Genomic DNA, 25,392 nt, shown 5'->3' on the forward strand with positions numbered 1-25,392 from the left:
GACCCCCTCCGACCCTTCAGTAGCTGGGCAGGCGGCGCGGGCCGAGGTCGGTGGTGGGCGCGGCCGGGGCGAGCCGGACCACGGCGCCGAGGACGGAGACGCCGGTGGGGGCGACCACGGCCGGTTCGAGGGCGACGGAGACGATCTCCGGGTGGTCGTCGACCAGTCGGGAGACCCTGAGCAGCAGTTCCTCCAGGGCGGGGGTGTCGACGGGGGCCGAGCCGCGCCAGCCGAAGAGGAGCGGGGCGGTGCGGATGGAGCGGACCAGCTCGGCGGCGTCCCGGTCGGTGGCCGGAACCAGACGGTGGGCCGTGTCGCCCAGGAGTTCGGAGGCGGCCCCGGCGAGCCCGAAGGAGAGCACGGCGCCGACGGCCGGGTCGATCGCGGCGCGCACCACGGTGTCCACGCCCCGGGGCGCCATCGCCTGGACGACCGGCTGGAGCTCCTCGGGCTTGCCGAGGGCGTCGGTCAGCTCGGCGTAGGCGGTGCGCAGCTGCTGCTCGGTCGCCAGGTCGAGGCGGACGCCGCCGAGGTCGGGGCGGTGGCGCAGATGGGGCGCGGTGGTCTTGAGCGCCACCGGGTAGCCGAGCCGGGCGGCGGCCGCGACGGCGGCGTCGGGCCCGGGGGCGGGGAGGGCGGGGCGGAGGGCGATGCCGTACCGGCCGAGCAGTTCTCCGGCCTCGTCGGTGGTGAGCGTCACGCCCCGGGACTCCTGGCCGGCGCCCCGCTCGCCGAGCACCCGGTCGATGAGGGCGGCGGCGCCGGCCTCGTCGATGGAGTCGTACTCCGGTACGCGTCCCGGCTCGGCGGCCTGCCGCCGCCACTGTCCGTACCGCACGGCTTCGGCGAGCGCGCGGACGGCGCGCTCGGCGGCGGGGTAGGCGGGGATGTTCCGTACGGGGGCGCCGGTGGGTCCGGTGGTGGGGGCGCCGGGGGTGCCCGCGCCGGGGGTGGGGTTGCCCGCGCCGGGGGTGCCGGGCTGGGGGTCCTGCGTGCTCTGTGTGCCCTGCGTGCCCTGCATGCTCTGCGTGTCCTGTGTGCTCTCCGCGTCGCTCCGCCGGAGTTCCGCGTCCTGGGGCGTGGGGGCGGCGGCCGGGCGGCGGGGGCGCTCGGGGGCGGGGCGGGTGCTGGTGGCGGCGGAGAGGGCCTCGGCGAGGCCGCCCATCTCGACATGGACGACGACGACCGGCTTGGCGGCGCCGGTGTCCCCGCCGCCGGCGACGGCCTCGCGGAGGAAGGCGGCCAGCACCTCGGTGGTGCCCTCGATGCCCACCCAGGGGATCGCGGTGACGACGACCGCGTCGCAGGAGTCGTCGGCGAGGGCCGCGCCGAGGGCGTCCCGGAAGTCGGCCGGGGTGGCGGCGGTCGTCAGGTCCACGGGCCGCTGCGGCCGCAGCCCCTCGGTGAGGCAGGCGTCGTACGTGAGGAGGCCGAGGGACTCGGAGTTGCCGAGGATCGCGACGCGCGGTCCCGCGGGCAGCGGCTGTCCGGCGAGGAGGAGACCGGCGTCGACGAGCTCGGTGACGGTGTCGACGCGGATGACGCCGGCCTGGCGGAGCAGCGCGGAGACGGTGGCGTGCGGGATGCGGGTGACGGGGACGCGGTGGCCGGGCGGGGCGCTGCCGCTGTGCCGGGCTCCCTTGACGACGACGACCGGCTTGACGGCGGCGGTGCGGCGGGCGAGCCGGGTGAACTTGCGCGGGTTGCCGATCGACTCCAGGTAGAGGAGGACGACGTCGGTCGCCGGGTCGTCGTACCAGTGCTGGAGGAAGTCGTTGCCGGAGACGTCCGCGCGGTTGCCGGCGGAGATGAAGGAGGAGAGGCCGGCGCCGCGCCGGTGCAGTCCGGCGAGGAGGGCGATGCCGATGGCGCCGGACTGGGTGAAGAGGCCGATGCGGCCGGTGGCGGGCATCTCGGGGGCGAGGGAGGCGTTGAGCCGGACGTCGTCGGCGGTGTTGATGATGCCGAAGGCGTTGGGCCCGATGATCCGCATGCCGTACGAGCGGGCCTGCCGGACCAGCGCCCGCTGCCGCTCCCTGCCCTCGGTGCCGCTCTCGGCGTAGCCGGCGGAGAGGACGACGAGGCCGCGCACGCCGTGCTCGCCGCAGTCGGCGACGACCTCGGGGACCCGCTCGGCGGGGACGGCGACGATCGCGAGGTCCACCGGGGCGCCGATGGCCGCGACGGAGGGGAAGGCGGGTACGCCGTCGAGCTCGGCCGCGGGGGTGTCGAGCGCGGGGTTGACCGCGTACACCTGGCCGGTGAAGCCCTCGCCCAGCAGGTTCCGCAGCACGGTCCGGCCCACGCCGCCGGGGGTGCGTCCGGAGCCGACGACGGCGACCGAGCCGGGGGCGAGGAGCCGCTGGACGGAGCGGGCCTCGGCGCGCTGCTCGCGGGCGCGCTGCACGGCGAGGGAGCGGTCGGTGGGCTCCAGGTCGAGGTGGAGCCGGACGGAGCCGTCCTCGAAGCTGCGTTTCTGGGTGTAGCCGGCGTCCGTGAACACCTTGATCATCTTGGTGTTGGCGGGAAGCACCTCGGCGGCGAAGCGGCGGATGCCCCGCTCGCGGGCGACGGCCGCGATGTGTTCGAGGAGGGCGGAGGCGACGCCGCGGCCCTGGTGGGCGTCCTGGACGAGGAAGGCGACCTCGGCCTCGTCGGCGGGTTCCGAGGCGGGGAGTCCCCGGGCGTCGATCCGGTCGTAGCGGACGGTGGCGATGAACTCGCCGCCGACGGTGGCGGCGAGGCCGACCCGGTCGACGAAGTCGTGGTGGGTGAAGCGGTGGACGTCCTTGGCGGAGAGCCGGGGGTAGGGGGCGAAGAAGCGGTAGTACTTCGACTCGTCCGAGACCTGCTCGTAGAAGCTGACGAGCCGGTCGGCGTCGTCGGCGGTGATGGGCCGGACGCGCGCGGTGCCGCCGTCGCGGAGCACGACGTCGGCCTCCCAGTGGTCGGGGTAGGCGTGCTCCCCCGACGCCGGGTGCTCCCCCGACCCCACGGGCCGCCCCGGGGCCGCGGGCCCCTCCGGCGCCTCGGGCTTCTCCGCCGTCGCGGGCCCCTCCGGCGCCTCGGGCTTCTCCGCCGTCGCGGGCTCCCCCGGGACCATGGGCTTCCCGGGGCCCGGGTGCTGCCCCGGGGCCGGGCGCTCCCCCGCTCCCGCTCCCGCCGCCCCGCCCGTACCGCCCGTCCCGTCCGCCTGCTCCGACGCGCTCCGCATGGGGCAAAGCCTACGGCCGGGGTCCGACACCGGCACGGTTCGCGCACCCACTCCCCGGGCGTGTACGGCTCGCGTACCCCTGCCGCCCCGTGCAAGGTAGGAGGGCCGAACGTCGCACGGATGCGGGACCTCGGTCGGCTGGAGCACGCCGCACACCGTGAGAGACTGGTCTAGACAACCGCTGAGAAGACCTGAAGGGCAACACCATGGCTGAGCGCCGCGTCAACGTCGGCTGGGCCGAGGGCCTGCACGCCCGCCCCGCCTCCATCTTCGTCCGTGCCGCCACGGCCTCCGGTGTCCCGGTGACCATCGCCAAGGCCGACGGCAACCCGGTGAACGCCGCCTCCATGCTCGCGGTGCTCGGCCTGGGCGCGCAGGGCGGCGAGGAGATCGTGCTCGCTTCGGACGCCGAGGGTGCCGAGGCCGCGCTGGAGCGCCTCGCCAAGCTCGTCGCCGAGGGTCTCGAGGAGCTTCCCGAGACGGTCTGACCCAGCGGGTCGATCCTTCTTCTCCCGGACGGCCGTGTCCCCGGAATTCCCGGGCGGACACGGCCGTCCGGCATTTCCGGGAGCGAGGAATCCCGGCATTCCAGGTCGAGGCGATTCAGTTTTCGGGCAGCACGAAAAGCGCCACAGAATCGCTATTCTTTGTATACGGCGCCCGTGTTAATTCCGGACGCTCGCCGTGTTGACGGCATGTTGCGAAACCCTCACGCGGCCCCGCTCGGGCCTTTTCAGCCGGTGCAGCGGGAGCGTGTGCTCGGCGTGCAGGGCGGTCAGCGCGCGGGCCCGCTCGGCGTCCCCGCGCGCGACGGCGTCGACGATCGCCCCGTGTTCGGCCCAGGCGTCCACGGGGCGGTCCGGCTGGTCCACCACGTACATCCAGGCGATCTTGTGGCGCAGCTGGGTGAGCAGGGCGGCGAGCGCCGGGCTCCCCGACGCCTGCGCGAGCGTCTCGTGGAACCAGCCGCCGAGCGCCCGCAGATCCTCGCCCTGCCCCCGGCGGGCCCGCTCCTGCCCCAGCCTGACCAGACCGCGCAGCACCTTGAGGTGGGCGTCGGTACGCCGCTGGGCGGCCCGTGCGGCGCCGAGCGGTTCGAGCAGCGCCCGTACGTCGAGCAGGTCGGCGGCCTCCTGCTCGGTGGGCTCGGCGACCTGGGCGCCCGCGTGCCGGCGGCTCACCACGAAGCCCTCGGACTCCAGGGTGCGCAGCGCCTCGCGGACCGGGACGCGGGAGACGCCGTAGCGGCGGGCGAGCTGCTCCTCGGTGAGCCGGCTGCCGCGCCCGAAGACCCCCGAGACGATGTCGTCCCGGATCGCCGTGCATACCGATTGCGCGGGAACCCGCATGTCCGACCTCCGCTTTCGCTCCGCGCGCACCGAATTCGAGCTGCGCTTCTCACGCGACTCTATTGCAGCGCGCCGGAAATTCCGATGCCCCCTCGGAATTCGAGCTCCTCGGCAGCGGTCGTATCGGGCGAGGAGATACGAAAAGGCCCCGGCTCGTGGGAGCCGGGGCCGATTCGACGCGGGGTGACGGGTCAGAGGCTGACGCCGCGGGCGCGGAGGTACGAGACGGGGTTGAGGTCGGAGCCGTAGTCGGCGGTGGCACGGGCCTCGAAGTGGAGGTGCGGGCCGGTCGAGTTGCCGGTCGAGCCCGAGACGCCTATCTGCTGGCCGGGCTCGACGGACTGGCCGACGTAGACACCGATGGACGCCAGGTGGCCGTACTGGGTGTAGGTGCCGTCGTTCATCCGGATCACGATGTTGTTGCCGTACGCGCCACCCCAGCCGGCCTCGACGACGGTGCCGGAGCCGACGGAGACGACCGAGCTGCCGTAGGCGGCGTGGAAGTCGACGCCGGAGTGGCTGCCGGAGGACCAGAGGGAGCCGCCGGTCTTGTAGCCGGTGGAGACGTACGAGCCGGCGACCGGGAGGTTGAAGGAGGCGAGCCGGCGGCGCTCGGCCTCACGGGCGGCGCGCTCCTTGGCCTCGCGGATCTCCTGGGCGCGGGCCTCGGCCTGGCGCTTCGCCTCGGCGCGCGCCTTGGCGCGGGCGTCGGCCTCGGCCACCTCCAGCTCCTGGGCGGCGGCCTGGGCGCTGAGCTGGTCGGCGATGGACTCGTCGGCGATCACCCGGGTGAGGCCGGTGTCCTCGGCGGAACGGTCGTCCGTGTCGGCGGCGAGCGCCGGAGAGGCGAGGGTGCCGACGACACCGGTGGTGGCGAGGGCGGCCACGCCGGCGATGCCGGCGCTGCGGCGAGCCAGTCGGCTCGCACCACGATGCTTCCCGGTGGCACGGGTGAACGCCAAGACGGTTCCTTTCCTTCCTTCTCGCCTACCGGGTTAGCTGACGGGTTCGGAGCAGGAAGGTCTCCTACGGGCCCCTCCGCGTGGCGAAGGCGTCCGATTCACCCCAGGGACTGTGTGGGTCCCCGGCTCCCCAGGCTCGCGCCTGACGGGGACTCGGCGATGGCTGCCCGGTGCCGCGGGTGCGGCGCGTGCGTCGGTCGGACAGCCGGGACGACGCTAGGCCCGGCGGATGTCAATCACCAAACGGTCTCGCTGATTTGTAAGACATGCCACAGGCCAAACGATCACGGTTGACGCCATACAGGACAAAGCGGAGGTCTCCGACGCTTCATCGCATCGGAGACCTCCGCCGTGACGACGAGGCGTCAGCTCACCACGGACACCTCACCGATGCCGAGGGCCCGCACGGACTCCTCGATCTCGGCGGCGTCGCCCACCAGAACCGTCACCAGGCGGTCCACCGGGAAGGCGCTGACGACCGCGGCCGTGGCCTCGACCGTGCCCGTTTCGGCGAGCCGGGCGTACAGCCGGGCCTGGTAGTCGTCCGGCAGGTGCTGCTCGACCTGGTCGGAGAGGGTCGCCGCGACCGAGGCGGCCGTCTCGTACTTGAGCGGCGCCACGCCCACGAGGTTCTGCACGGCGACGTCCCGCTCGGCGTCGGTCAGACCGCCCTCGGCGAGCGTGCGGAGCACCTTCCACAGGTCGTCGAGGGCCGGGCCGGTGTTGGGGGTGTCGACCGAGCCGCTGATGGCCAGCATCGAGGCGCCGTGGCCCTCGCCGTCCGAGCGGAGCACCTGCCCGAAGGCGCGCACGCCGTACGTGTACCCCTTCTCCTCGCGCAGCACCGCGTCCAGACGCGACGTCAGGGTGCCGCCGAGGCAGTACACGCCGAGGACCTGCGCGGCCCAGACGGCGTCGTGGCGGTCCGGTCCGATCCGGCCGATGAGCAGCTGGGTCTGGACCGCCCCGGGGCGGTCGACGATGACGACCCGTCCGGTGTCGTCGGCGGTGATCGCCGGCATCGGGCGCGGCGCGGCCGGCTTGCCGGTCCAGCCGCCGAGCGTCTCGGCGAGGACCTTGTCCAGGTCCACGCCGGTCAGGTCGCCGACGACGACCGCGGTGGCGGCGGCGGGCCGCACGTGCCCGTCGTAGAAGGCGCGGACGGCGGCGGCGTCGATGGCCTCCACCGTCTCCTTGGTGCCCTGGCGCGGCCGGGACATCCGCGTGGTGGCCGGGAAGAGCTCCTTGTAGAGCTGCTTGGCCGCGCGGCGGCCGGGATTGGCCGCCTCGTGCGGGATCTCGTCGAGCCGGTTGGCCACGAGGCGCTTGACCTCGTCCGGGTCGAAGGCCGGGGCGGTCAGCGCCTCGGCGACGAGCCCGAGGGCCTTCGGGAGCCGGGAGACCGGGACCTCCAGGGAGACCCGGACGCCGGGGTGGTCCGCGTGCGCGTCCAGGGTGGCGCCGCAGCGCTCCAGTTCGGCCGCGAACTCCTCGGCGCCGCGCTCGGCGGTCCCCTCGGAGAGGGCGCGGGCCATGATGGTGGCGACCCCGTCCAGGCCCTCCGGCTCGGCGTCCAGCGGCGCGTCGACGAAGATCTCGACGGCGACGACCTGCTGGCCGGGGCGGTGGCAGCGGAGCACGGTGAGACCGTTGTCGAGCGCGCCGCGCTCGGGGGCGGGGAAGGCCCACGGCCTGGCCTCGCCGGCCTGCGGCTGCGGGTGGAAATCCATGCTGGTCAGGGGCTCGGCGGTGTCCGTCACTGGTCCGCTCCCTCTTCCTCGTCGCTGTCGGCGGCCTCGTTCGCCTCGTGCTCGCTGGGCTCGTAGACGAGAACCGCGCGGTTGTCGGGCCGGAGCCTGGCCGCGGCCACCTCGCGCACCTCGTCGGCCGTGATGCCGAGGACGCGGTCGACGGCGGTCAGCGCGAGCTGCGGGTCGCCGAACAGCACCGCGAAGCGGCACAGTTCGTCGGCGCGGCCGGCGACCGTGCCGAGCCGGTCGAGCCACTCGCGCTCCAGCTGGGCCTGGGCGCGCTCCATCTCCTCCGCGGTGGGCCCCTCGGCGGCGAAGCGGGCCAGCTCCTCGTCGACGGCCGCCTCGATGGCGGGGACCTCGACGCCGCCGGAGGTCTTGACGTCCAGCCAGCCGAGCGAGGGCGCGCCGGCGAGCCGGAGCAGGCCGAAGCCGGCGGCGACGGCGGTGCGGTCCCGGCGGACCAGCCGGTTGTGCAGGCGGGAGGACTCGCCGCCGCCCAGCACGGTGAGGGCGAGGTCGGCGGCGTCGCACGCGCGCGTGCCGTCCTCGGGCAGCCGGTAGGCGGCCATCAGGGCCCGCGCCGGGACGTCCTCGACGACGACCTCGCGCAGCTGCTCGCCGATGACCTCCGGCAGGCCGCCGTCGCGCGGGGCGGGCTTGCCGTCGTGCCCGGGGATGGAGCCGAAGTACTTCTCGACCCAGGCGAGCGTCTGCTCCGGGTCGATGTCGCCGACCACCGACAGGACCGCGTTGTTGGGCGCGTAGTAGGTGCGGAAGAAGTTCCGCGCGTCCTCCAGGGTCGCCGCGTCCAGGTCCTCCATCGAGCCGATGGGGGTGTGGTGGTACGGGTGGCCCTCGGGGTACGCGAGCGCGGTGAGCTTCTCGAAGGCGGTGCCGTACGGCACGTTGTCGTACCGCTGGCGGCGCTCGTTCTTCACGACGTCCCGCTGGTTCTCCATCGACTCGTCGTCGAGGGCGGCGAGCAGCGAGCCCATCCGGTCCGCCTCCAGCCAGAGCGCGAGCTCCAGCTGGTGCGTGGGCATGGTCTCGAAGTAGTTGGTGCGCTCGAAGCTGGTCGTGCCGTTGAGCGAGCCGCCCGCGCCCTGCACGAGCTCGAAGTGCCCGTTGCCGTGCACCTGCTGCGAGCCCTGGAACATCAGGTGCTCGAAGAGGTGGGCGAGACCCGTGCGGCCCTCGACCTCGTGGCGCGAGCCGACGTCGTACCAGAGGCAGACCGCGGCGACCGGGGTCAGGTGGTCCTCGGAGAGCACCACCCGCAGGCCGTTCGCCAGCCGGTGCTCGGTCGCTGTCAGGCCGCCGGAGCCGGCCTCGGCCGTGGCCGTGTGACCCATGGGCATGTACGTCCCTTCGATCGCGATCTGGAAAAGTGCTGCCACTGTATGCAAGCGCGCCGACACCTGGCGAAGTTCCCGGACCCCCGAGATGTCCCTCGTCCGGGTCGCGGTCCGCGTTGTCGGTGGCACGGTCCACAATGGTCCGCGTCAGATCAAGCTTTGTCGGAGAAGGAGCCGCAGCCGCGATGGCCCGCCGCAGCACGAAGACACCGCCGCCGGACGACGCGTACGAGGAGAGGATCCTCGACATCGACGTCGTCGACGAGATGCAGGGCTCCTTCCTCGAGTACGCCTACTCGGTCATCTACTCGCGCGCCCTGCCCGACGCCCGCGACGGCATGAAGCCCGTCCAGCGGCGCATCGTCTACCAGATGAACGAGATGGGCCTGCGCCCCGACCGCGGCTTCGTCAAGTGCGCCCGCGTGGTCGGCGAGGTGATGGGCAAGCTGCACCCGCACGGCGACGCCTCGATCTACGACGCCATGGTGCGCATGGCGCAGCCCTTCTCCATGCGCGTGCCGCTGGTCGACGGCCACGGCAACTTCGGCTCGCTGGGCAATGACGACCCGCCCGCCGCGATGCGGTACACCGAGTCGCGGATGGCCCCGGCCGCCCTGCTGATGACCGATTCCATCGACGAGGACACGGTCGACTTCGCGCCCAACTACGACGGCCAGGAGCGGGAGCCGGTCGCGCTCCCCGCCGCGTACCCGAACCTGCTGGTGAACGGCGCCTCGGGCATCGCGGTCGGCATGGCGACCAACATGCCCCCGCACAACCTCGGCGAGGTCGTCGCGGCCGCCCGCCACCTGATCCGCTACCCGAACGCGGACCTGGACGCGCTGATGCGCTTCGTCCCCGGCCCCGACCTGCCGACCGGCGGCCGGATCGTCGGCCTGAACGGCATCCGGGACGCGTACGAGACGGGCCGCGGCACCTTCAAGATCCGCGCCACCACCTCGGTGGAGACGGTGACCGCCCGCCGCAAGGGCATCGTCGTCACCGAACTGCCCTTCACGGTCGGCCCCGAGAAGGTCATCTCCAAGATCAAGGACCTGGTCGGCTCCAAGAAGCTCCAGGGCATCGCCGACGTCAAGGACCTCACCGACCGCGCCCACGGGCTCCGCCTGGTCATCGAGATCAAGAACGGCTTCGTGCCCGAGGCCGTCTTGGAGCAGCTCTACAAGCTGACGCCGATGGAGGAGTCCTTCGGCATCAACAACGTGGCCCTGGTGGACGGCCAGCCGCTCACCCTCGGCCTCAAGGAGCTGCTGGAGGTCTACCTCGACCACCGCTTCGAGGTCGTCCGCCGCCGCTCCGAGTACCGCCGCGGCAAGAAGCGGGACCGGCTGCACCTGGTCGAGGGCCTGCTCGTCGCGCTCCTCGACATCGACGAGGTCATCCGGCTCATCCGGGAGAGCGAGAACTCGGCGCAGGCGAAGGAGCGCCTGATGGAGCGCTTCTCGCTGAGCGAGGTCCAGACCCAGTACATCCTGGACACCCCGCTGCGCCGGCTCACCCGGTTCGACCGCCTGGAGCTGGAGACCGAGCGCGACCGGCTGACCGGCGAGATCGACGAGCTGACCGGGATCCTGGATTCCGACTCCGAGCTGCGCAAGCTGGTCTCCGCCGAGCTGGCCGCGGTCGCGAAGAAGTTCGCCACCGACCGGCGCACGGTCCTCCTGGAGTCGGCGGGCGCGCCCGTCTCGGCCGTCCCGCTGGAGGTCGCCGACGACCCGTGCCGGGTGCTGCTCTCCACGACCGGCCTGCTGGCCAGGACGGTCTCGGCGGAGCTGCCTCCGGTCGAGGCGGACGCCAAGCGGACCAAGCACGACGCGATCGTCTCGTCGGTGGCCGCCACCCAGCGCGGCGACGTGGGCGCGGTGACCTCCGCGGGCCGGCTGCTCCGGATCGCCGTCATCGACCTGCCCCAGCTGCCCGACACGGCCGCCGCGCCGAACCTGGCGGGCGGGGCGCCGCTGAGCGAGTTCCTCTCCCTGGAGGCGGACGAGACGGTGGTCTGCCTGACCACCCTGGACGAGTCCTCCCCCGGCCTGGCGCTCGGCACGCTCCAGGGCGTCGTCAAGCGCGTGGTGCCGGACTATCCGGCGAACAAGGACGAGCTGGAGGTCATCACGCTCAAGGACGGCGACCGGATCGTCGGCGCGACCGAGCTGCGGACGGGCGAGGAGGACCTGGTCTTCATCACCTCCGACGCGCAGCTGCTGCGCTACCCCGCCTCCCAGGTGCGGCCGCAGGGCCGGCCGGCCGGCGGCATGGCGGGCATCAAGCTGGCGGTCGGCGCGGAGGTGCTGTCCTTCGCCGCGGTGGACCCGGCGGCCGACGCGGCCGTGTTCACGGTGGCGGGCTCGACCGGCACCCTGGACGGCTCGGCGGCGACCTCGGCGAAGCTGACCCCGTTCGACCAGTACCCGCGCAAGGGCCGGGCCACCGGCGGCGTGCGCTGCCAGCGCTTCCTGAAGGGCGAGGACGTGCTGCTCCTGGCCTGGGCGGGCACCCTGCCGGCCCGTGCCGCGCAGAAGAACGGCCTTCCGGTCGAGCTTCCGGAGCCGGACCCGCGCCGCGACGGCTCGGGCACCCCGCTGCCGAAGCCGGTGGACGTGGTGGCGGGCCCGGCCCGCTAGCCGGCCCGCACGCGGTCCCGCGGCCCTTCGGGCGCCCACGGGACCGCCCGGGGGCCTTGCGGGCCCTCGGGCCGCCCCGCAGGCCGTCTCCCGGGGCCGTCGAGCGCAACCCCCGGTCCGGTACGACGAAAGCCCCCGCTCCCTCCCGGAGCGGGGGCTTCGTCATGCGCGGAGGGTCCGTCAGGGCCGTGCGGCGGGGGCGTACACCGTCTCGATCCCGGCGACGATCAGCCGCAGCCCCTCCTCGAACCGCTCGTCGTAGCCGGCGAAGAGCTCCTCGCCCGCCTCCGCCGCGAGGGGGTACGCGGCGAGGCGCCGGGCGCGCTCCTCGATGTCGAAGCCCTCTCGGCGCTCGCCGGGGAGCGGCTCGGTGCCCTGCTCCTCGGTGACGAAGCCGAGCGTGTACATGTACGCCGTGGTGCTGGCCCGCACCGCCTCGCGCAGCGTGAACCCGGCGTCCACGAGGGCGCCGAGCTGGCGCTCCATGTCCTGGGCGTGGTCGGTGCCGGTGAACCGGGCGCCGCTGTAGACCTTGGCGCCGTCGCGGTAGCGGAGCAGCCCGGCCCGCAGGCCCCGGTTGGCGGTGAGCATCAGCTCCTGCCAGCCGCCCCCGGCGGCCGGGCGGGCCTCCGGCTCGGCGACCATCCGCCGGTACATGACGGTCGCCATCTCGTCGAGCAGGGCCTGCTTGTTCTTGAAGTGCCAGTACAGGGCGGGGGCCTGGACGTGCAGTTCCTGGGCGATGGCGCGGAGCGTGAGCCCTTCCAGGCCGCGCTCGTTCAGCAGCCGCAGGGCGGTCTCCGCCACCTGGCCCGGCTCCAGCTTGGTCGTCTTCTTGGTCGCCACCCCGTCACGGTATCCCCTTGACTCCTTAACGTCGTTAAGGAGATGCTGAGGGGGCCGTCATTTAACAACGTTAAGGACTGGAGGCGGTCACTCATGTCCACGCCCACGCCCGCGACTGCCGCACACCGGGACACGGACGTCGTCATCTGCGGGGCGGGCCCGACGGGGCTCGTGCTCGCCCTCGACCTCGCCCGCCGGGGCGTCCGCGCTCTCCTCCTGGAGCGGGCCGACGGACTCTTCCCCGGCTCGCGCGGCAAGGGCCTCCAGCCGCGGAGCCAGGAGGTCCTGGACGACCTCGGGGTGCTCCCCGGGGTCCTCGCGGCGGGCGGCCCGTACCCGCGGATGCTCGCCTGGGAGGGCACCGAGCGGCGCGGCGAGTGGGACATGATCGAGCGCTCCGAGCCGACCGAGCAGGTGCCGTACGCCGACACCCTGCTGATCCCCCAGTCCCGCACCCAGGAGCTCCTGTACGAGCGTCTGACGGCCCTGGGCGGCGGCGTCCGGTTCGGAGCCGCCCTCACCGGCTTCCGCCGGGACGCCGAGCACGTGGAGGTGCGGCTGAACACCGGCGAGACGGTCCGGGCGGGCTATCTGGTCGGCGCCGACGGGGGCCGCTCCACCGTCCGCCGGGCGCTCGGCATCGGCATGGCCGGCGAGACCGTGGACCCGCGCCCGATGCTCGTCGCCGACGTGCGGATCGCCCCCGGGACGGTCGCCGACCGCGACCACTGGCACGTCTGGCGCGCGGCGGACGGCGGGGTGGCGCTCTGCCCGCTGCCGGGCGACGACGGCCTGTTCCAGCTGGCCGCCACCTTCGAGGACGAGTCGGCCGCGGTGGACACGACCCCGGACGGCGTCCGCGCCCTGCTCGCCGCCCGGACCCCGCTGACCGGGGACGCGATCACCGACGTGCCCTGGGCCTCGGACCACCGCGTCCGGGCCGCGCTGGCGGACCGGTTCCGGGAGGGCCGGGTCTTCCTCGCGGGCGACGCGGCCCACGTCCACTCCCCCGCCGGCGGCCAGGGCCTCAACACCGGCGTCCAGGACGCGTACAACCTCGGCTGGAAGCTCGCCCAGGTCCTGCTCCACGGGGCTCCGGCCGCGCTCCTCGACACCTACGAGGCCGAGCGGCGCCCGGTGGCGGCGGACGTCCTGGGGCTCAGCACCCGCCTGCACCGGGCGAGCGCGGACGGCGCGGCCGTCCAGCGGGGCGGGGAGGTCCGGCAGCTCGGCCTCGGCTACCGGGACTCGGACCTCGCGGTGGACACCCGCCCGGAGACCCCCGAGGACGCCGTGCGCGCCGGCGACCGCGCTCCGGACGGCCGGTACGGCGAGGACCGGCTCTTCGACCTCTTCCGCGGCCCGCACTTCACCCTGCTCACGGCCGGGACCGCCGAACCGCCGGCGGTCCTGCCCGAGCGGGTCCGCGCCGCCCGGATCCCGGCCGGCGGACCGTACGGCACGGGTGTCCTCCTGATCCGCCCGGACGGGTACGTCGGCTGGGCCGGCCACCGCGCCGACGCCTCCTTCGACGCCTACCTGATGGCCGTCGGTCTGGCACCGGCGGGCGTACCGGCCTGAACCACCGGCCCTACGCCTCGGGCTCCTCCGGCTGCGGCACGTACCGGAGCAGGCCCCACATGCTGTGCTCGTCCGGAGCGTCCTCGGGACCGCCGACCTCGCAGGCGGCGAGTTCCTTGCGCAGGCCGGCCGCGTCGACGCCGGAGCCGATCAGGACGAGCTGGGTGAGGCGCTCCTCCCCGGCCGGCCAGGGCTCCGGGCGGAAGCGCAGGAAGCGGCCGACCGCGTGCACCGCGTACCGGTGGTCGGGGTCGGCGGCGCCGAGGTCCACGAAGCCCTTGAGCCGGTACAGACCCTCGGGGCGGGAGTCGAGGAAGGCCATGAGCCGGCGCGGGTGCAGGGGCACCGCGGTGGCCAGGGAGACGGTGTCGTAGGCGGCGTGCGCGTGCGCGTGCCCGTCCTCGTCGGCGTAGAGGATGTCCTCGATCGACATCTGGCCGGCGATCTCGCCCTCAGGTACGACCCGGTCGAAGAGCAGCTCGGGATCGATCCGGCCGTGGTCCGCCTCGACCACCGCGGCGCGGCCCGCGAGCCCGGCGACGGTCTCCCGGACGGCCCGCAGCTCCGCCTCGGGCACCCGGTCGGCCTTGTTGACGACGACGAGGTCGGCGAGGGCTAGGTGCCGGTCGGTCTCGGGGTGCCGCAGCCGGGTGACACCGAACTCGGCGGCGTCGACCACCTCGACGAGACCCCCGTAGACGATCCGCCGGTTCTCGCTGGCGAGCACCATGCGGACCAGTTCCTGCGGCTCGGCGAGACCGCTGGCCTCGATCACGATCACGTCGAGGCGAAGCTCCGGCCGGGTCAGGACCTCCAGGTACTCGTCCAGCTCGCTCACGTCCACGGCGCAGCACAGGCACCCGTTGCCGAGGGAGACCGTCGAACCGACCTGGCCCGCGACGGTCATCGCGTCGATCCCGATGTCCCCGAAGTCGTTGACCATGACCCCGATCCGGGTCCCCCGGGCACTGCGCAGCAGGTGGTTGAGGAGCGTCGTCTTCCCCGCCCCGAGAAACCCGGCGAGGACGACGACGGGGATCTGCTGCGCGCTCAAGAAGCAGGCCTTTCGCTGGTACGACCACGGACGACGGCCCCGGGGGCGGGCACGGCCGCCCGGACCGCGAGCCACCCGGCGGCCCGTCCGAGCCGCCCGGACCGCGACCCACCCGACGGTCCGCCCGGACCGCCCACCAGGATAGGCAGCCCGCGCCACCGCACCTGCCCCACGCGCGCGCGTGCACCCGCCGCATTTCCGGTCGCGCGCGTCGCCCCCGTACCGTTTCGGGCATGAGCAGCCCCGGATCGACCCCCTCCGCGCGGCCGGACGGGCGCCGGCAGCGTCGGCTGGGGTGGCCTCGGCGGGTGTTCTCCCAGGTCCTGCTGATGCAGCTGGCCGTGGCCACCGGCGTCACCGTGCTGGCCACCGGGTTCTTCCTGGCCCCGCTGAGCGCCCAGCTCGACGACCAGGCCATGCGGCGGGCGCTGGCCGTCGCGGAGACCATGGCCTCCACCCGTACGGCCGCTGACCTGGCCGGAGGGCCGCCGTCGGCGACGGGACCGGTCCAGCGCGAGGCGGAACGGGTCCGGGCGGCGACCGGCGCCGAGTACGTGGTCGTCATGGACACGCGCGGAGTGCGCTGGTCGCACCCCGACCCCGTCCAGATCGGCCGGACCGTCTCCACCGACCCGAGCGAGGCCCTGGCGGGCCGCGAGGTGATGGAGATCGACAGCGGCACCCTCGGCCGCTCGGCGCGCGGCAAGGCCCCGCTGCGGAACGCCGACGGCGGAATCGTCGGCGCGGTCTCCGTCGGCATCGAGTACGACAGCGTCCGCGACCGCCTCCTCTCCGCGATCCCCGGTCTCCTGGCCTACGCGGGCGGCGCGCTCGCGGCCGGCGCGCTCGCGGCGTACCTGATCTCCCGGCGGATCCAGCGGCAGACCCGCGACCTGGCCTTCTCCGACATCTCGGCACTGCTCGCCGAGCGCGAGGCGATGCTGCATGGCATCCGCGAGGGCGTGGTGGCCCTGGACCGCAAGGGTTCCGTACGGCTCCTCAACGACGAGGCGCAGCGCCTGCTCGGCCTGGGCCCCGAGGCCGCCGGGCGCCCGCTCGACGCGCTCCTCGGGCCCGGCAGGACGGCGGACGTGCTGACCGGCCGGGTGGCCGGAACCGATCTGGTCACCGTCCAGGGGAACCGGGTGCTGATCGCCAACCGGATGCCGACCGACGACGGGGGCGCCGTGGCCACGCTGCGCGACCGGACGGAGCTGGAGCGGCTCGGCCGCGAGCTGGACTCCACCCGGGGCCTGATCGACGCCCTGCGCGCCCAGGACCACGAGCACGCCAACCGCCTCCACACGCTGCTCGGTCTCCTGGAGCTGGAGCTGTACGAGGAGGCGGCCGAATTCGTCACCGAGGTCGTCGGGGTGCACCGGGCCACCGCCGAGCAGGTGACCGAGAAGGTCCACGACCCGCTGCTCGCCGCTCTCCTGGTCGGCAAGGGGACCGTCGCCGCCGAGCGGGGCGTCTCGCTGCGCCTCGCCCCCGACTCGCTGCTCCCCGACCGGCTGGTGGACCCGCGCGAACTGGTCACCGTCGTCGGCAACCTCGTCGACAACGCCCTCGACGCCGCCGCGGGCACTCCGGACGCCCGGGTCGAGGTCGCGCTGCGCGCCGAGGGCCGGACGGTGGTCCTGCGGGTCGCCGACAGCGGTCCCGGCGTCCCCGAGGAGCGCCGGGAGCTGATCTTCACCGAGGGGTGGACGACGAAGGAAGCGCCCTCCCACGGCAGGCGCGGCCTCGGCCTGGCGCTGGTCCGGCGGCTCGCCGAGCGGCGCGGCGGCACCGCGCGCGTGGCGGCGGGCCCGGCCGGGGGCGCGGAGTTCGCCGTGGTCCTCCCGGACGCCCTGGCGGAACCGCCCCCGCCCGCCGTACCGACCGACCCCACGCCCTCCCCGACCGACCCCGCACGCCCCCCGCACACCTCGTCCGCCCCCACCGACCCCACACAGGCCCTGCGCCCCGCGCCGGCCTCGACCGACCCCACTCGGCCCGCACCCACCTCGTCCGCCCCGCCCGGGCCTCCCGCGCCGCGCGGCACGGCGGACCGCACCACGGCAGAGGAGCGGTCCCGGTGATCGACGTGCTCGTCGTCGACGACGACCTCCGCGTGGCGCGGGTGAACGCCGCGTACGTGACCAAACTGCCCGGCTTCCGGGTCGCGGGCACCGCCCACTCGACCGCGGAGGCCCTGGCCGTCCTCGACGGACGGCCGGTGGACCTCGTCCTCCTCGACCACTACCTGCCCGACGAGAACGGCCTCGCCGCCATCCGTGAGCTGCGCGCCCGCGGCCACCAGTGCGACGTGATCATGGTGACCGCGGCCCGGGACGTGGCGACCGTCCAGGCGGCGATGCGGCACGGCGCCCTCCAGTACCTCGTGAAGCCGTTCGACTTCGCCGGGCTGCGCTCCAAACTGGAGGCGTACGCGACGCTCCGCCGCACCCTGGAGAACGGCGGCGAGGCGGAACAGGCCGAGGTCGACCGGATCTTCGGCACCCTGGCGGCCGGCGCCGTCACCCCCGACCTGCCCAAGGGGCACTCCCCGACGACGGCCGAGCTGGTGCGCCAGGCGCTGCTGGCAGCCGGTGGGCCGCTCTCCACCCAGGAGCTGGCCGAGCGGACCGGCGTCAGCCGCCAGACCGCCCAGCGCTACCTCAAGCTCCTCGAACGCACCGGGCGGGTACGGCTCTCCCTGCGGTACGGCGAGACCGGCCGCCCCGAGCACCGCTACACCTGGGTCTCGTCCCCCTGAGGGCCGTGGCGACGCTCGCGTCAGGCCGCCCCCGCGCCCGTGAGCGAGCGCACCTCGGTCTCCGCGTGCCGCGCCTCGTCGGGCGGCTCGGGCGAGGTCACCGTCCCCAGCCAGCCGGCCAGGAAGCCGAGCGGGATGGAGACCACCCCCGGGTTCTGGAGCGGGAAGACGTGGAAGTCGACGCCGGGGAAGAGCGCGTCGGGGCTGCCGGAGACGACCGGCGAGAGCAGCACCAGCAGGACGGCGGGGACGAGCCCGCCGTACACGGACCAGACCGCGCCCCTGGTGGTGAAGCGGCGCCAGAAGAGCGAGTAGAGCAGCACCGGGAGGTTGGCCGAGGCGGCGACCGCGAAGGCGAGGCCGACGAGGAAGGCCACGTTGAGGTCCTGGGCGAGCAGTCCGAGCCCGATCGCGGCGGCGCCGATCACGGCGGCCGCGATCCGCGCCACCGCGACCTCGCTGTACGGCTTCCCGCCGGGCCGCCGCAGCGAGGCGTACAGGTCGTGGGCGACGGAGGCGGAGGAGGCCAGGGTGATCCCCGCGACGACGGCGAGGATGGTCGCGAAGGCGACGGCCGCGACGATCGCGAAGAGCACCGTGCCGCCGGTGGAACCCGCTCCCCCGCCGAGGTCGAGCGCCAGCAGCGGGACGGCGGTGTTCCCGGAGGCGTTGGAGGCGCGGACCTCGGCGGAGCCGATGATCGCGGCGGCGCCGAAGCCGAGGACGATCGTCATCAGGTAGAAGCCGCCGATCAGGCCGATGGCCCAGACGACCGAGCGGCGGGCGGCCCGCGCGGTGGGCACCGTGTAGAACCGGGACAGGATGTGGGGCAGTCCCGCGGTGCCGAGGACGAGCGCGAGGCCGAGGCTGATGAAGTCCAGCCGGGCGGTCCAGTCGCCGCCGTACCGCAGTCCGGGGCCGAGGAAGGCGGTGCCGTGGCCGCTGCGCTCGGCGGCGCCGGCGAGCAGGCCGTTCACGTCGCCGTGGAAGCGGACGAGGACGAGGACGGTGAGCGTGACCGTGCCCGCCATCAGCAGCACGGCCTTGACGATCTGGATCCAGGTGGTGGCCCGCATCCCGCCGAGCGACACGTAGACCACCATCAGCGCGCCGACGCCGACGACCGTCCAGGTGCGCGCCGCCTCGCCGGTGCCGCCGAGCAGGAGCGCCACCAGGCTGCCGGCGCCCACCATCTGGGCGATCAGGTAGAGCACGGACACGGCGACCGAGGAGGTGCCGGCGGCGATGCGCACGGGTCGTTCGGCCATCCGCGCGGCGACCACGTCGGCGAGGGTGAACCGGCCGCAGTTGCGGACGAGTTCGGCGACGAGGAAGAGCACCACGAGCCAGGCGACGAGGAAGCCGACCGAGTAGAGCATGCCGTCGTAGCCGTAGAGCGCGATCAGGCCCGAGATGCCGAGGAAGGAGGCGGCGGACATGTAGTCGCCGGCGATGGCGAATCCGTTCTCCATCGGCGAGAAGAGCCGGCCTCCGGCGTAGAACTCCTCGGCCGAACCGCGCCGGTTGCGGCTCACCCAGGTGGTGATGCCCAGGGTCACGGCGACGAAGGCGCTGAAGAGCAGCAGGGCGAGTGTCTGGTGGTCTCCGGTCACCGCTCGGCTCCCCTCGTCATCTCCTGGGTGTCCCAGCGCAGTTCGAGCGCGGCCCGGTCCCGGCGCAGCCGCGCGTGACGGGCGTAGGCCCAGGTGAGCAGGAAGGTGGTGAGGAACTGGCCGAGGCCCGCGAGCATCGCGACGTTGACCGAACCGGCCACCGGGCGGGCCATCAGCCCGGGGGCGGCGGTGGCGGCGACCACATAGGCGAGGTACCAGGCGAGGAAGGCGAGGGTCGCGGGGAGGACGAACCGGCGGTACCGGCGCCGTACCTCCTGGAAGGCGGGGCTGCGCTGGACCTCCAGGTAGACCGCGGCCGCCGAGGGCAGCGGGTTCGCGGGCTCGTCGTACCGCTGCCGCGGTGGCTCCGACGGGTTCCCGCCCGGCCCGTCGTCCCACGCCCGCGCGCGCTCCTGCTCGTCCAGCTGCTCCACCGGTCAACTCTCCTTGTCAGCGAACCGTTTCGGCCGCGTGCCCAAGGATGGACAGAGCGGGCAGATCCCGGACTCTTCTCCCTCCGGTCTTCACCCCATCAGGTGACTCACCGGCCGGGCGACTGACCGGGCCGGGCCGATATGCGTAGGGACGCCGACGCGCGTACGCGTAGGGACGCCGACGCGCGTATGCGCAGGGACGCCGACGCGCGGAGGAACGCCGGACGGCCCGGCCCCCGCGGTGCGGGGACCGGGCCGTCCGGAACGGAGCGGTACCGGGGCTCAGGCGTCGATGCGCGAGCGGTCGAGCGTCGCCGCCGAGCTGGTGATGAACTCCTTGCGGGGCGCCACGTCGTTCCCCATCAGCAGGTCGAAGACCTGCTCGGCCGCGTCCAGGTGGCCGATGTTGATCCGGCGCAGGGTGCGGTGGCGCGGGTCCATCGTGGTCTCCGCGAGCTGGTCGGCGTCCATCTCGCCGAGGCCCTTGTAGCGCTGGATGGAGTCCTTGTAGCGGACGCCCTTGCGCTGGAACTCCAGGAGCGTCTGCCGGAGCTCGTTGTCGGAGTACGTGTACACGTACTTGTCCTGGCCCTTCTTGGGCTGGACCAGCTCGATCCGGTGCAGCGGGGGCACCGCGGCGAAGACCCGGCCGGCCTCGACCATCGGGCGCATGTACCGCTGGAAGAGCGTCAGCAGCAGCGTCCGGATGTGGGAGCCGTCGACATCGGCGTCGGTCATCATGATGACCTTGCCGTAGCGGGCCGCGTCGATGTCGAAGGTGCGGCCGGAGCCCGCTCCTATGACCTGGATGATCGCGCCGCACTCGGCGTTCTTCAGCATGTCCGAGACGGACGACTTCTGGACGTTGAGGATCTTGCCCCGGATCGGCAGCAGCGCCTGGAACTCGCTGTTCCGGGCGAGCTTGGCGGTGCCGAGCGCGGAGTCCCCCTCGACGATGAAGAGCTCGCTGCGCTCGACGTCGTCGCTGCGGCAGTCGGCCAGCTTGGCCGGCAGGGACGAGGTCTCCAGCGCGGTCTTCCGGCGCTGCGCGTCCTTGTGCTGGCGGGCGGCGATCCGGGTACGGGCCGCGGCGACGGCCTTCTCCAGGACGGCCCGGGCCTGGGCCTTGGCGTCCCGCTTGGTGGAGGTCAGGAACGCCTTGAGCTCGCGGGCGACCACGGTGGCCACGATGCGGCGGGCGGCCGAGGTGCCCAGGACCTCCTTGGTCTGGCCCTCGAACTGCGGCTCGGCGAGACGGACCGTGACGACCGCAGTCAGGCCCTCCAAGGCGTCGTCCTTGACGATGTCGTCCTCGGCGACGCGCAGCAGCTTGGCCGAGCGCAGCACCTCGTTCACGGTCTTCGTGATGGCCTGCTCGAAGCCGGAGACGTGGGTGCCGCCCTTGGGGGTGGCGATGATGTTCACGAAGGACCGGACGGTGGCGTCGTAGCCGGTGCCCCAGCGCAGGGCCACGTCCACGCCGAGCTCGCGGGTGACCTCGGTGGGGGTCATGTGGCCACGGTCGTCGAGGACCGGCACGGTCTCCTTGAAGGTGCCCTGCCCGGTGAGGCGCAGCACGTCGCAGACGGCCTTGTCCTGCGCGAGGTACTCGCAGAACTCGCTGATGCCGCCGTCGAAGCGGAAGACCTCCTCGCTCTTGCCGATCCCCTCCAGGTCCCGCTGGTCGCGGACGACGATGGTGAGGCCGGGCACGAGGAAGGCCGTCTGGCGGGCGCGTTGGTGCAGCGTCTCCAGGGCGAGCTTGGCGTCCTTGAGGAAGATCTGGCGGTCGGCCCAGTAGCGCACACGGGTGCCGGTGCGGGTCTTGGGCACCCGCTTGCCCTTGACCAGTCCGCTCGACGGGTCGAAGGGGCTGTCCGGACCCTGCTCGGTGAAGATGCCGGGGACGCCGCGCCGGAAGCTGATGGCGTGCGTGGCGCCGTTCCGGTCGACCTCGACGTCGAGGCGGGCCGAGAGCGCGTTGACCACGGAGGCACCGACACCGTGCAGACCGCCGGAGGCGGCGTACGAGCCGCCGCCGAACTTTCCGCCGGCGTGCAGCTTGGTCATGACGACCTCGACACCGGACAGACCGGTCTTGGGCTCGACGTCGACCGGGATGCCCCGGCCGTTGTCCCGCACCTCGACGGAGCCGTCGTCGTGCAGGATGACGTCGATGTGGTCGCAGTAGCCGCCCAGGGCCTCGTCGACCGAGTTGTCGATGATCTCCCAGAGGCAGTGCATCAGGCCACGGCTGTCCGTGGACCCGATGTACATTCCGGGGCGCTTGCGGACCGCTTCGAGCCCTTCGAGGACGAGCAGGTGCCGCGCGGTGTAGTTGGAACCGTCACGGTCTGCGGTCAGCAGCGCACTGGACGGCACGGACGTTTCGGCGGTCACGCGGTTCGCTCCTCGCTGAATTTGAAATCTTGCCCGATGGGGTGAGTACCGGCGTCGCTCACCGCTCAGAGGGTACCGATGCCTGGTAGGGCCGTTGAAACGCCACCCTCCCGGTTTCCTCATGCTAGTCCAGACTCGTATGGATGTTCGATCCCTCGAAGGGGTGACGCGAACATCACGTTCCCTTCCAGGCATGAACCATCTAGGCTCCGGGCACGTCCTCATGAACAACCGGCAACCCCGCCGGGAGGACGACCGACACACACCACAGCAATGCGAAACCCGTAGAGCGACGCAATACGGCTCATTCGCCGCCAACCGGCAGCAGACAGCCACCTTGGGAAAAAGTTTCAAGGAAAAGCCACGAGCGGGAACGTTTCCGGCCTGGTTGGATGTTGACCCTGGTACGACAGCTCGTCGAGCTAGAGAAGAGGCGACGTGACTACTGTTCTGACCCCCGCGAGCCCCCTGACGGCCGCTGACCGCTGCGACCGCTGCGGCGCCCAGGCTTACCTGCGTGTCGTCCTGGCCAGCGGAGGTGACTTGCTCTTCTGCGCCCACCACGGTCGCAAGTTCGAGCCGGAACTCAAGAAGATCGCCGTTGAGATACAGGATGAGACGGACCGGCTGACCGACGTGCCGGCCCGCACTGTGGGCGACGAGCACTGACGCCGCGCCACCACGACGAGCTCAGGGCCGGTCGCTGACGGCCGGACGACGGGCGGTCATCCCCTCGACCAGGGGATGACCGCCCGTTCTCGTGCCTGCGGGGCCCCGGGAAGGGGCCCCGCGGCCCTTCAGAAGCGCTCGGGCAGGACCGCGGACACCCGCGTGTAGACCCCGGGGTTCTCGGCCTGCCCGCAGCCGCTGCCCCAGGACACCAGGCCCACCAGCACGCCCCGCGCCACCAGCGGGCCGCCGCTGTCGCCCTGGCAGGCGTCCCGGCCGCCCGCGGGGTCACCGGCGCACAGCATGGTCGTCCGGCGGTACGAGACGCCCCCGAAGCCGCCCGGGTACGCCCGCTCGCAGGCCGCGTCCGGCAGCACCTGCACGGGCGCCGAGCGGAGCGAGGAGGCGTAGCCGCCGTTCCCGGTGGTGTCGCCCCAGCCGTACACCTGGGCCGGCGTGCCCGGGCTCTCCGCCTCGTCCCCCGGCGCCGGCGTCCTGATCACGTAGGACGGGGGCAGGGCCTCGGCGAGGGTGAGCACCGCGAGGTCTCCCGAGTTGGTCGACGGGTCGTAGTAGGGGTTCACCCAGGTGCTCGCGACCCGCACCTCCTGTCCGCCCTGCCCGAGCAGCTCGGCCCGCCCCGCGATCACCGAGAAGTCCCGCAGCTGCCAGGGGGCGCCGCCGAGGACCTCGCGGCCCAGGCAGTGCGCCGCGGTGAGGACCTTGGTGGGCGCCACGACGACTCCGCCGCAGAACTGGCCCGCACGCGTACCTCCGAACCGGTCACGGCTGGACAGCGCCACCGCCCAGGGGGCGTCGGCGATCGCGGCCGGGCTGCCGCCCACCACGACCCTGTCCGCGGCGGCCGGGGCGGCGCCGGCCACCTGTCCGGCCACCGCCGCGATCAGACCGAGGGCACCCGTCAACGCTCGGGTGAGGGGACCACGCATGGAGCCTCCTGACTCTCCGCTGATATCCGTTCACCCAGCGTCCGTCAAGGACGGCTCGCCTGCACCCGCGAACAGCCGAAGGGCCCGGCCCCCGAGCGGGGAACCGGGCCCTTCGTCCACGGCCGTGTACGTCGTGGTGATCAGACGGACCGGACGGATCCGAGGATCAGTCGAGGTAGTCGCGCAGGACCTGCGAGCGCGACGGGTGGCGCAGCTTCGACATCGTCTTCGACTCGATCTGGCGGATCCGCTCACGGGTCACGCCGTAGACCTTGCCGATCTCGTCGAGGGTCTTCGGCTGACCGTCGGTGAGGCCGAAGCGCATGGAGACCACGCCCGCCTCACGCTCGGAGAGCGTGTCGAGGACGGAGTGCAGCTGCTCCTGGAGGAGCGTGAAGCTGACCGCGTCGGCCGGCACGACCGCCTCGGAGTCCTCGATGAGGTCACCGAACTCGCTGTCGCCGTCCTCACCCAGGGGGGTGTGGAGGGAGATCGGCTCGCGGCCGTACTTCTGGACCTCGATGACCTTCTCGGGGGTCATGTCGAGCTCCTTGGCCAGCTCCTCCGGGGTGGGCTCACGGCCCAGGTCCTGGAGCATCTGGCGCTGGACGCGCGCGAGCTTGTTGATGACCTCGACCATGTGCACCGGGATGCGGATGGTGCGGGCCTGGTCGGCCATGGCGCGGGTGATCGCCTGACGGATCCACCAGGTGGCGTACGTGGAGAACTTGTAGCCCTTGGTGTAGTCGAACTTCTCGACCGCGCGGATCAGACCCAGGTTGCCCTCCTGGATCAGGTCCAGGAAGAGCATGCCGCGGCCGGTGTAGCGCTTGGCCAGCGAGACCACCAGACGGAGGTTGGCCTCCAGGAGGTGGTTCTTGGCGCGGCGGCCGTCCTCGGCGATGATCTCCAGCTCGCGCTTGAGCTTGGGGGCGATCTTGTCCGAGTTGGCGAGCTTGTCCTCGGCGAAGAGACCGGCCTCGATGCGCTTGGCGAGCTCGACCTCCTGCTCGGCGTTGAGCAGGGGGACCTTGCCGATCTGCTTCAGGTAGTCCTTGACCGGGTCGGCGGTGGCGCCGGCGACGGCGACCTGCTGGGCGGGAGCGTCGTCCTCGTCCTCGTCGGACAGCACGAAGCCCTTGGTCTCGCCCTCGGTCTCCTCCTCGTCCTTGCCCGGCGCGACGTCCTCGAGCAGCTCCTCGCCCTCGGCGAGCTCGTCGTCGGACTTCTTGGACGCGGTCTTCTTGGCCGCCGTCTTCTTGGCGACGGTCTTCTTGGCCGCGGTCTTCTTGACGGCGGTCTTCTTGGCCGCCGCCTTCTTCGCGGGCGACGCGGCCTCGTCGGCCGGGTCCGCGCTCTCGGCCGCGGAGGCCGTGGAGCCGGTCGCGACGGTGGTCCTCGTCACCGTCGCCGCCCTGGCGGTGACGGTGGTCTTGGCGGCGGTGCGCTTGGCGGGGCTCTTCGCTGCTGCGCTCTTGCGGGCGCGCTTCGGCGACTCCGCTGCACTGACCATCAGCGTCACACCCTCTTCCTCGAGGATCTGATTGAGGCTGCGCAGAACATTCTTCCACTGGGTTGGCGGAATCTGGTCAGCCTCGAAGGCCCGACGCACGTCATCGCCGGCGATCTGCCCATCAGCCTTTCCCCGCTCGATGAGCGCCATCACAGACTCGGACTCGGCGATCTCCGGCGGGAGCGTACGGGATGTGCTGGCCGACACGAACAACCTCTCGGAACGATGGAAACGGCTTCCGGCCCCGCCCGGGATCGGGCCGGAGCCGACGACCGTCGACGGGGAATGTGCC

The 25,392-nt window shown here is 73.1% G+C and carries 18 protein-coding genes and 1 riboswitch; of the genes, 6 read left to right on the forward strand and 12 right to left on the reverse strand.

The window, feature by feature from the left end; genetic code table 11:
* Positions 1-16: 16 nt before the first annotated feature.
* Entirely contained in the window at positions 17-3,214 is a 3,198-nt protein-coding gene (locus ACF1BN_RS28975; protein WP_392334546.1) for a GNAT family N-acetyltransferase, read from the reverse strand.
* A gap of 206 nt (positions 3,215-3,420) precedes the next feature.
* On the opposite strand from ACF1BN_RS28975, the gene ACF1BN_RS28980 reads away from it, so the two are divergent.
* Positions 3,421-3,702: an HPr family phosphocarrier protein gene (locus ACF1BN_RS28980; protein ID WP_360318181.1), complete on the forward strand. Its 282-nt coding sequence runs from the start codon at positions 3,421-3,423 to the stop codon at positions 3,700-3,702.
* 177 nt (positions 3,703-3,879) lie between these two features.
* Here the strand turns inward: ACF1BN_RS28980 and ACF1BN_RS28985 are convergent, their stop codons facing one another.
* The 4 genes from ACF1BN_RS28985 to ACF1BN_RS29000 form a co-directional block, all read right to left on the reverse strand.
* A complete protein-coding gene (locus tag ACF1BN_RS28985) occupies positions 3,880-4,563 on the reverse strand; it encodes a GntR family transcriptional regulator (RefSeq protein WP_392334547.1) in 684 nt (227 codons plus the stop codon).
* 191 nt (positions 4,564-4,754) lie between these two features.
* Complete coding sequence (locus ACF1BN_RS28990; RefSeq protein ID WP_392334548.1) at positions 4,755-5,525, reverse strand: M23 family metallopeptidase; 771 nt, start codon at positions 5,523-5,525, stop codon at positions 4,755-4,757.
* 8 nt (positions 5,526-5,533) lie between these two features.
* A riboswitch (cyclic di-AMP (ydaO/yuaA leader) is annotated at positions 5,534-5,694 on the reverse strand.
* A gap of 196 nt (positions 5,695-5,890) precedes the next feature.
* Complete coding sequence (locus tag ACF1BN_RS28995) at positions 5,891-7,285, reverse strand: M16 family metallopeptidase (protein ID WP_392334549.1); 1,395 nt, start codon at positions 7,283-7,285, stop codon at positions 5,891-5,893.
* Entirely contained in the window at positions 7,282-8,631 is a 1,350-nt protein-coding gene (locus tag ACF1BN_RS29000; RefSeq protein ID WP_392334629.1) for a M16 family metallopeptidase, read from the reverse strand. Before ACF1BN_RS29000 ends, ACF1BN_RS28995 begins: the two co-directional genes overlap by 4 nt.
* A 188-nt stretch (positions 8,632-8,819) precedes the next feature.
* Between ACF1BN_RS29000 and ACF1BN_RS29005 the strand changes: the two genes are divergently transcribed.
* Positions 8,820-11,279 carry a DNA topoisomerase (ATP-hydrolyzing) subunit A gene (locus tag ACF1BN_RS29005; RefSeq protein ID WP_392334550.1) on the forward strand — a complete coding sequence of 820 codons (2,460 nt, stop codon included), beginning with the start codon at positions 8,820-8,822 and terminating at the stop codon, positions 11,277-11,279.
* Between the two features lie 180 nt (positions 11,280-11,459).
* Here ACF1BN_RS29005 and ACF1BN_RS29010 read toward each other — a convergent pair whose 3' ends face one another.
* Positions 11,460-12,125, reverse strand: coding sequence for a TetR/AcrR family transcriptional regulator C-terminal domain-containing protein (locus tag ACF1BN_RS29010; RefSeq protein WP_392334551.1), 666 nt, complete (start codon positions 12,123-12,125; stop codon positions 11,460-11,462).
* Positions 12,126-12,218: 93 nt separating this feature from the next.
* Between ACF1BN_RS29010 and ACF1BN_RS29015 the strand changes: the two genes are divergently transcribed.
* Positions 12,219-13,706 (forward strand): FAD-dependent monooxygenase, encoded by a 1,488-nt coding sequence (locus ACF1BN_RS29015; protein ID WP_392334552.1) that lies wholly within the window; start codon positions 12,219-12,221, stop codon positions 13,704-13,706.
* Positions 13,707-13,716: 10 nt separating this feature from the next.
* On the opposite strand, the gene ACF1BN_RS29020 is transcribed toward ACF1BN_RS29015, so the two are convergent.
* Entirely contained in the window at positions 13,717-14,760 is a 1,044-nt protein-coding gene (locus ACF1BN_RS29020; RefSeq protein ID WP_392334553.1) for a CobW family GTP-binding protein, read from the reverse strand.
* Between the two features lie 233 nt (positions 14,761-14,993).
* Between ACF1BN_RS29020 and ACF1BN_RS29025 the strand changes: the two genes are divergently transcribed.
* Positions 14,994-16,844: an ATP-binding protein gene (locus ACF1BN_RS29025; RefSeq protein ID WP_392334554.1), complete on the forward strand. Its 1,851-nt coding sequence runs from the start codon at positions 14,994-14,996 to the stop codon at positions 16,842-16,844.
* A complete protein-coding gene (locus ACF1BN_RS29030) occupies positions 16,841-17,521 on the forward strand; it encodes a response regulator (protein WP_392334555.1) in 681 nt (226 codons plus the stop codon). Before ACF1BN_RS29025 ends, ACF1BN_RS29030 begins: the two co-directional genes overlap by 4 nt.
* Positions 17,522-17,541: 20 nt before the next feature.
* Here the strand turns inward: ACF1BN_RS29030 and ACF1BN_RS29035 are convergent, their stop codons facing one another.
* The 3 genes from ACF1BN_RS29035 to ACF1BN_RS29045 all read right to left on the reverse strand — a co-directional run bounded on the left by ACF1BN_RS29035 (position 17,542) and on the right by ACF1BN_RS29045 (position 21,968).
* Positions 17,542-19,134: a cation acetate symporter gene (locus ACF1BN_RS29035; protein WP_392334556.1), complete on the reverse strand. Its 1,593-nt coding sequence runs from the start codon at positions 19,132-19,134 to the stop codon at positions 17,542-17,544.
* Positions 19,131-19,568: a DUF485 domain-containing protein gene (locus ACF1BN_RS29040; protein ID WP_392334557.1), complete on the reverse strand. Its 438-nt coding sequence runs from the start codon at positions 19,566-19,568 to the stop codon at positions 19,131-19,133. The genes ACF1BN_RS29035 and ACF1BN_RS29040 overlap by 4 nt, the downstream gene beginning before the upstream one ends.
* 282 nt (positions 19,569-19,850) lie before the next feature.
* On the reverse strand, positions 19,851-21,968 hold the full coding sequence (locus tag ACF1BN_RS29045) for a type IIA DNA topoisomerase subunit B (protein ID WP_392334558.1): 2,118 nt from the start codon (positions 21,966-21,968) through the stop codon (positions 19,851-19,853).
* Positions 21,969-22,406: 438 nt separating this feature from the next.
* On the opposite strand from ACF1BN_RS29045, the gene ACF1BN_RS29050 reads away from it, so the two are divergent.
* Complete coding sequence (locus tag ACF1BN_RS29050; protein WP_030495106.1) at positions 22,407-22,637, forward strand: hypothetical protein; 231 nt, start codon at positions 22,407-22,409, stop codon at positions 22,635-22,637.
* A gap of 128 nt (positions 22,638-22,765) precedes the next feature.
* On the opposite strand, the gene ACF1BN_RS29055 is transcribed toward ACF1BN_RS29050, so the two are convergent.
* Both ACF1BN_RS29055 and ACF1BN_RS29060 read right to left on the reverse strand, forming a co-directional pair.
* Positions 22,766-23,587, reverse strand: coding sequence for a serine protease (locus ACF1BN_RS29055; protein ID WP_392334559.1), 822 nt, complete (start codon positions 23,585-23,587; stop codon positions 22,766-22,768).
* Positions 23,588-23,753: 166 nt separating this feature from the next.
* Complete coding sequence (locus tag ACF1BN_RS29060; protein WP_392334560.1) at positions 23,754-25,307, reverse strand: RNA polymerase sigma factor; 1,554 nt, start codon at positions 25,305-25,307, stop codon at positions 23,754-23,756.
* Positions 25,308-25,392: the final 85 nt, after the last annotated feature.

Source organism: Streptomyces sp. NPDC014861, assembly GCF_043081625.1.
Classification (GTDB): domain Bacteria; phylum Actinomycetota; class Actinomycetes; order Streptomycetales; family Streptomycetaceae; genus Streptomyces.

Coding starts and splice junctions, on each gene's coding strand:
- ACF1BN_RS28975 (WP_392334546.1), bottom strand. CDS start 3,214: ATGCGGAGCGCGTCGGAGCAGGCGGACGGGACGGGCGGTACGGGCGGG.
- ACF1BN_RS28980 (WP_360318181.1), top strand. CDS start 3,421: ATGGCTGAGCGCCGCGTCAACGTCGGCTGGGCCGAGGGCCTGCACGCC.
- ACF1BN_RS28985 (WP_392334547.1), bottom strand. CDS start 4,563: ATGCGGGTTCCCGCGCAATCGGTATGCACGGCGATCCGGGACGACATC.
- ACF1BN_RS29000 (WP_392334629.1), bottom strand. CDS start 8,631: ATGGGTCACACGGCCACGGCCGAGGCCGGCTCCGGCGGCCTGACAGCG.
- ACF1BN_RS29005 (WP_392334550.1), top strand. CDS start 8,820: ATGGCCCGCCGCAGCACGAAGACACCGCCGCCGGACGACGCGTACGAG.
- ACF1BN_RS29015 (WP_392334552.1), top strand. CDS start 12,219: ATGTCCACGCCCACGCCCGCGACTGCCGCACACCGGGACACGGACGTC.
- ACF1BN_RS29025 (WP_392334554.1), top strand. CDS start 14,994: ATGAGCAGCCCCGGATCGACCCCCTCCGCGCGGCCGGACGGGCGCCGG.
- ACF1BN_RS29055 (WP_392334559.1), bottom strand. CDS start 23,587: ATGCGTGGTCCCCTCACCCGAGCGTTGACGGGTGCCCTCGGTCTGATC.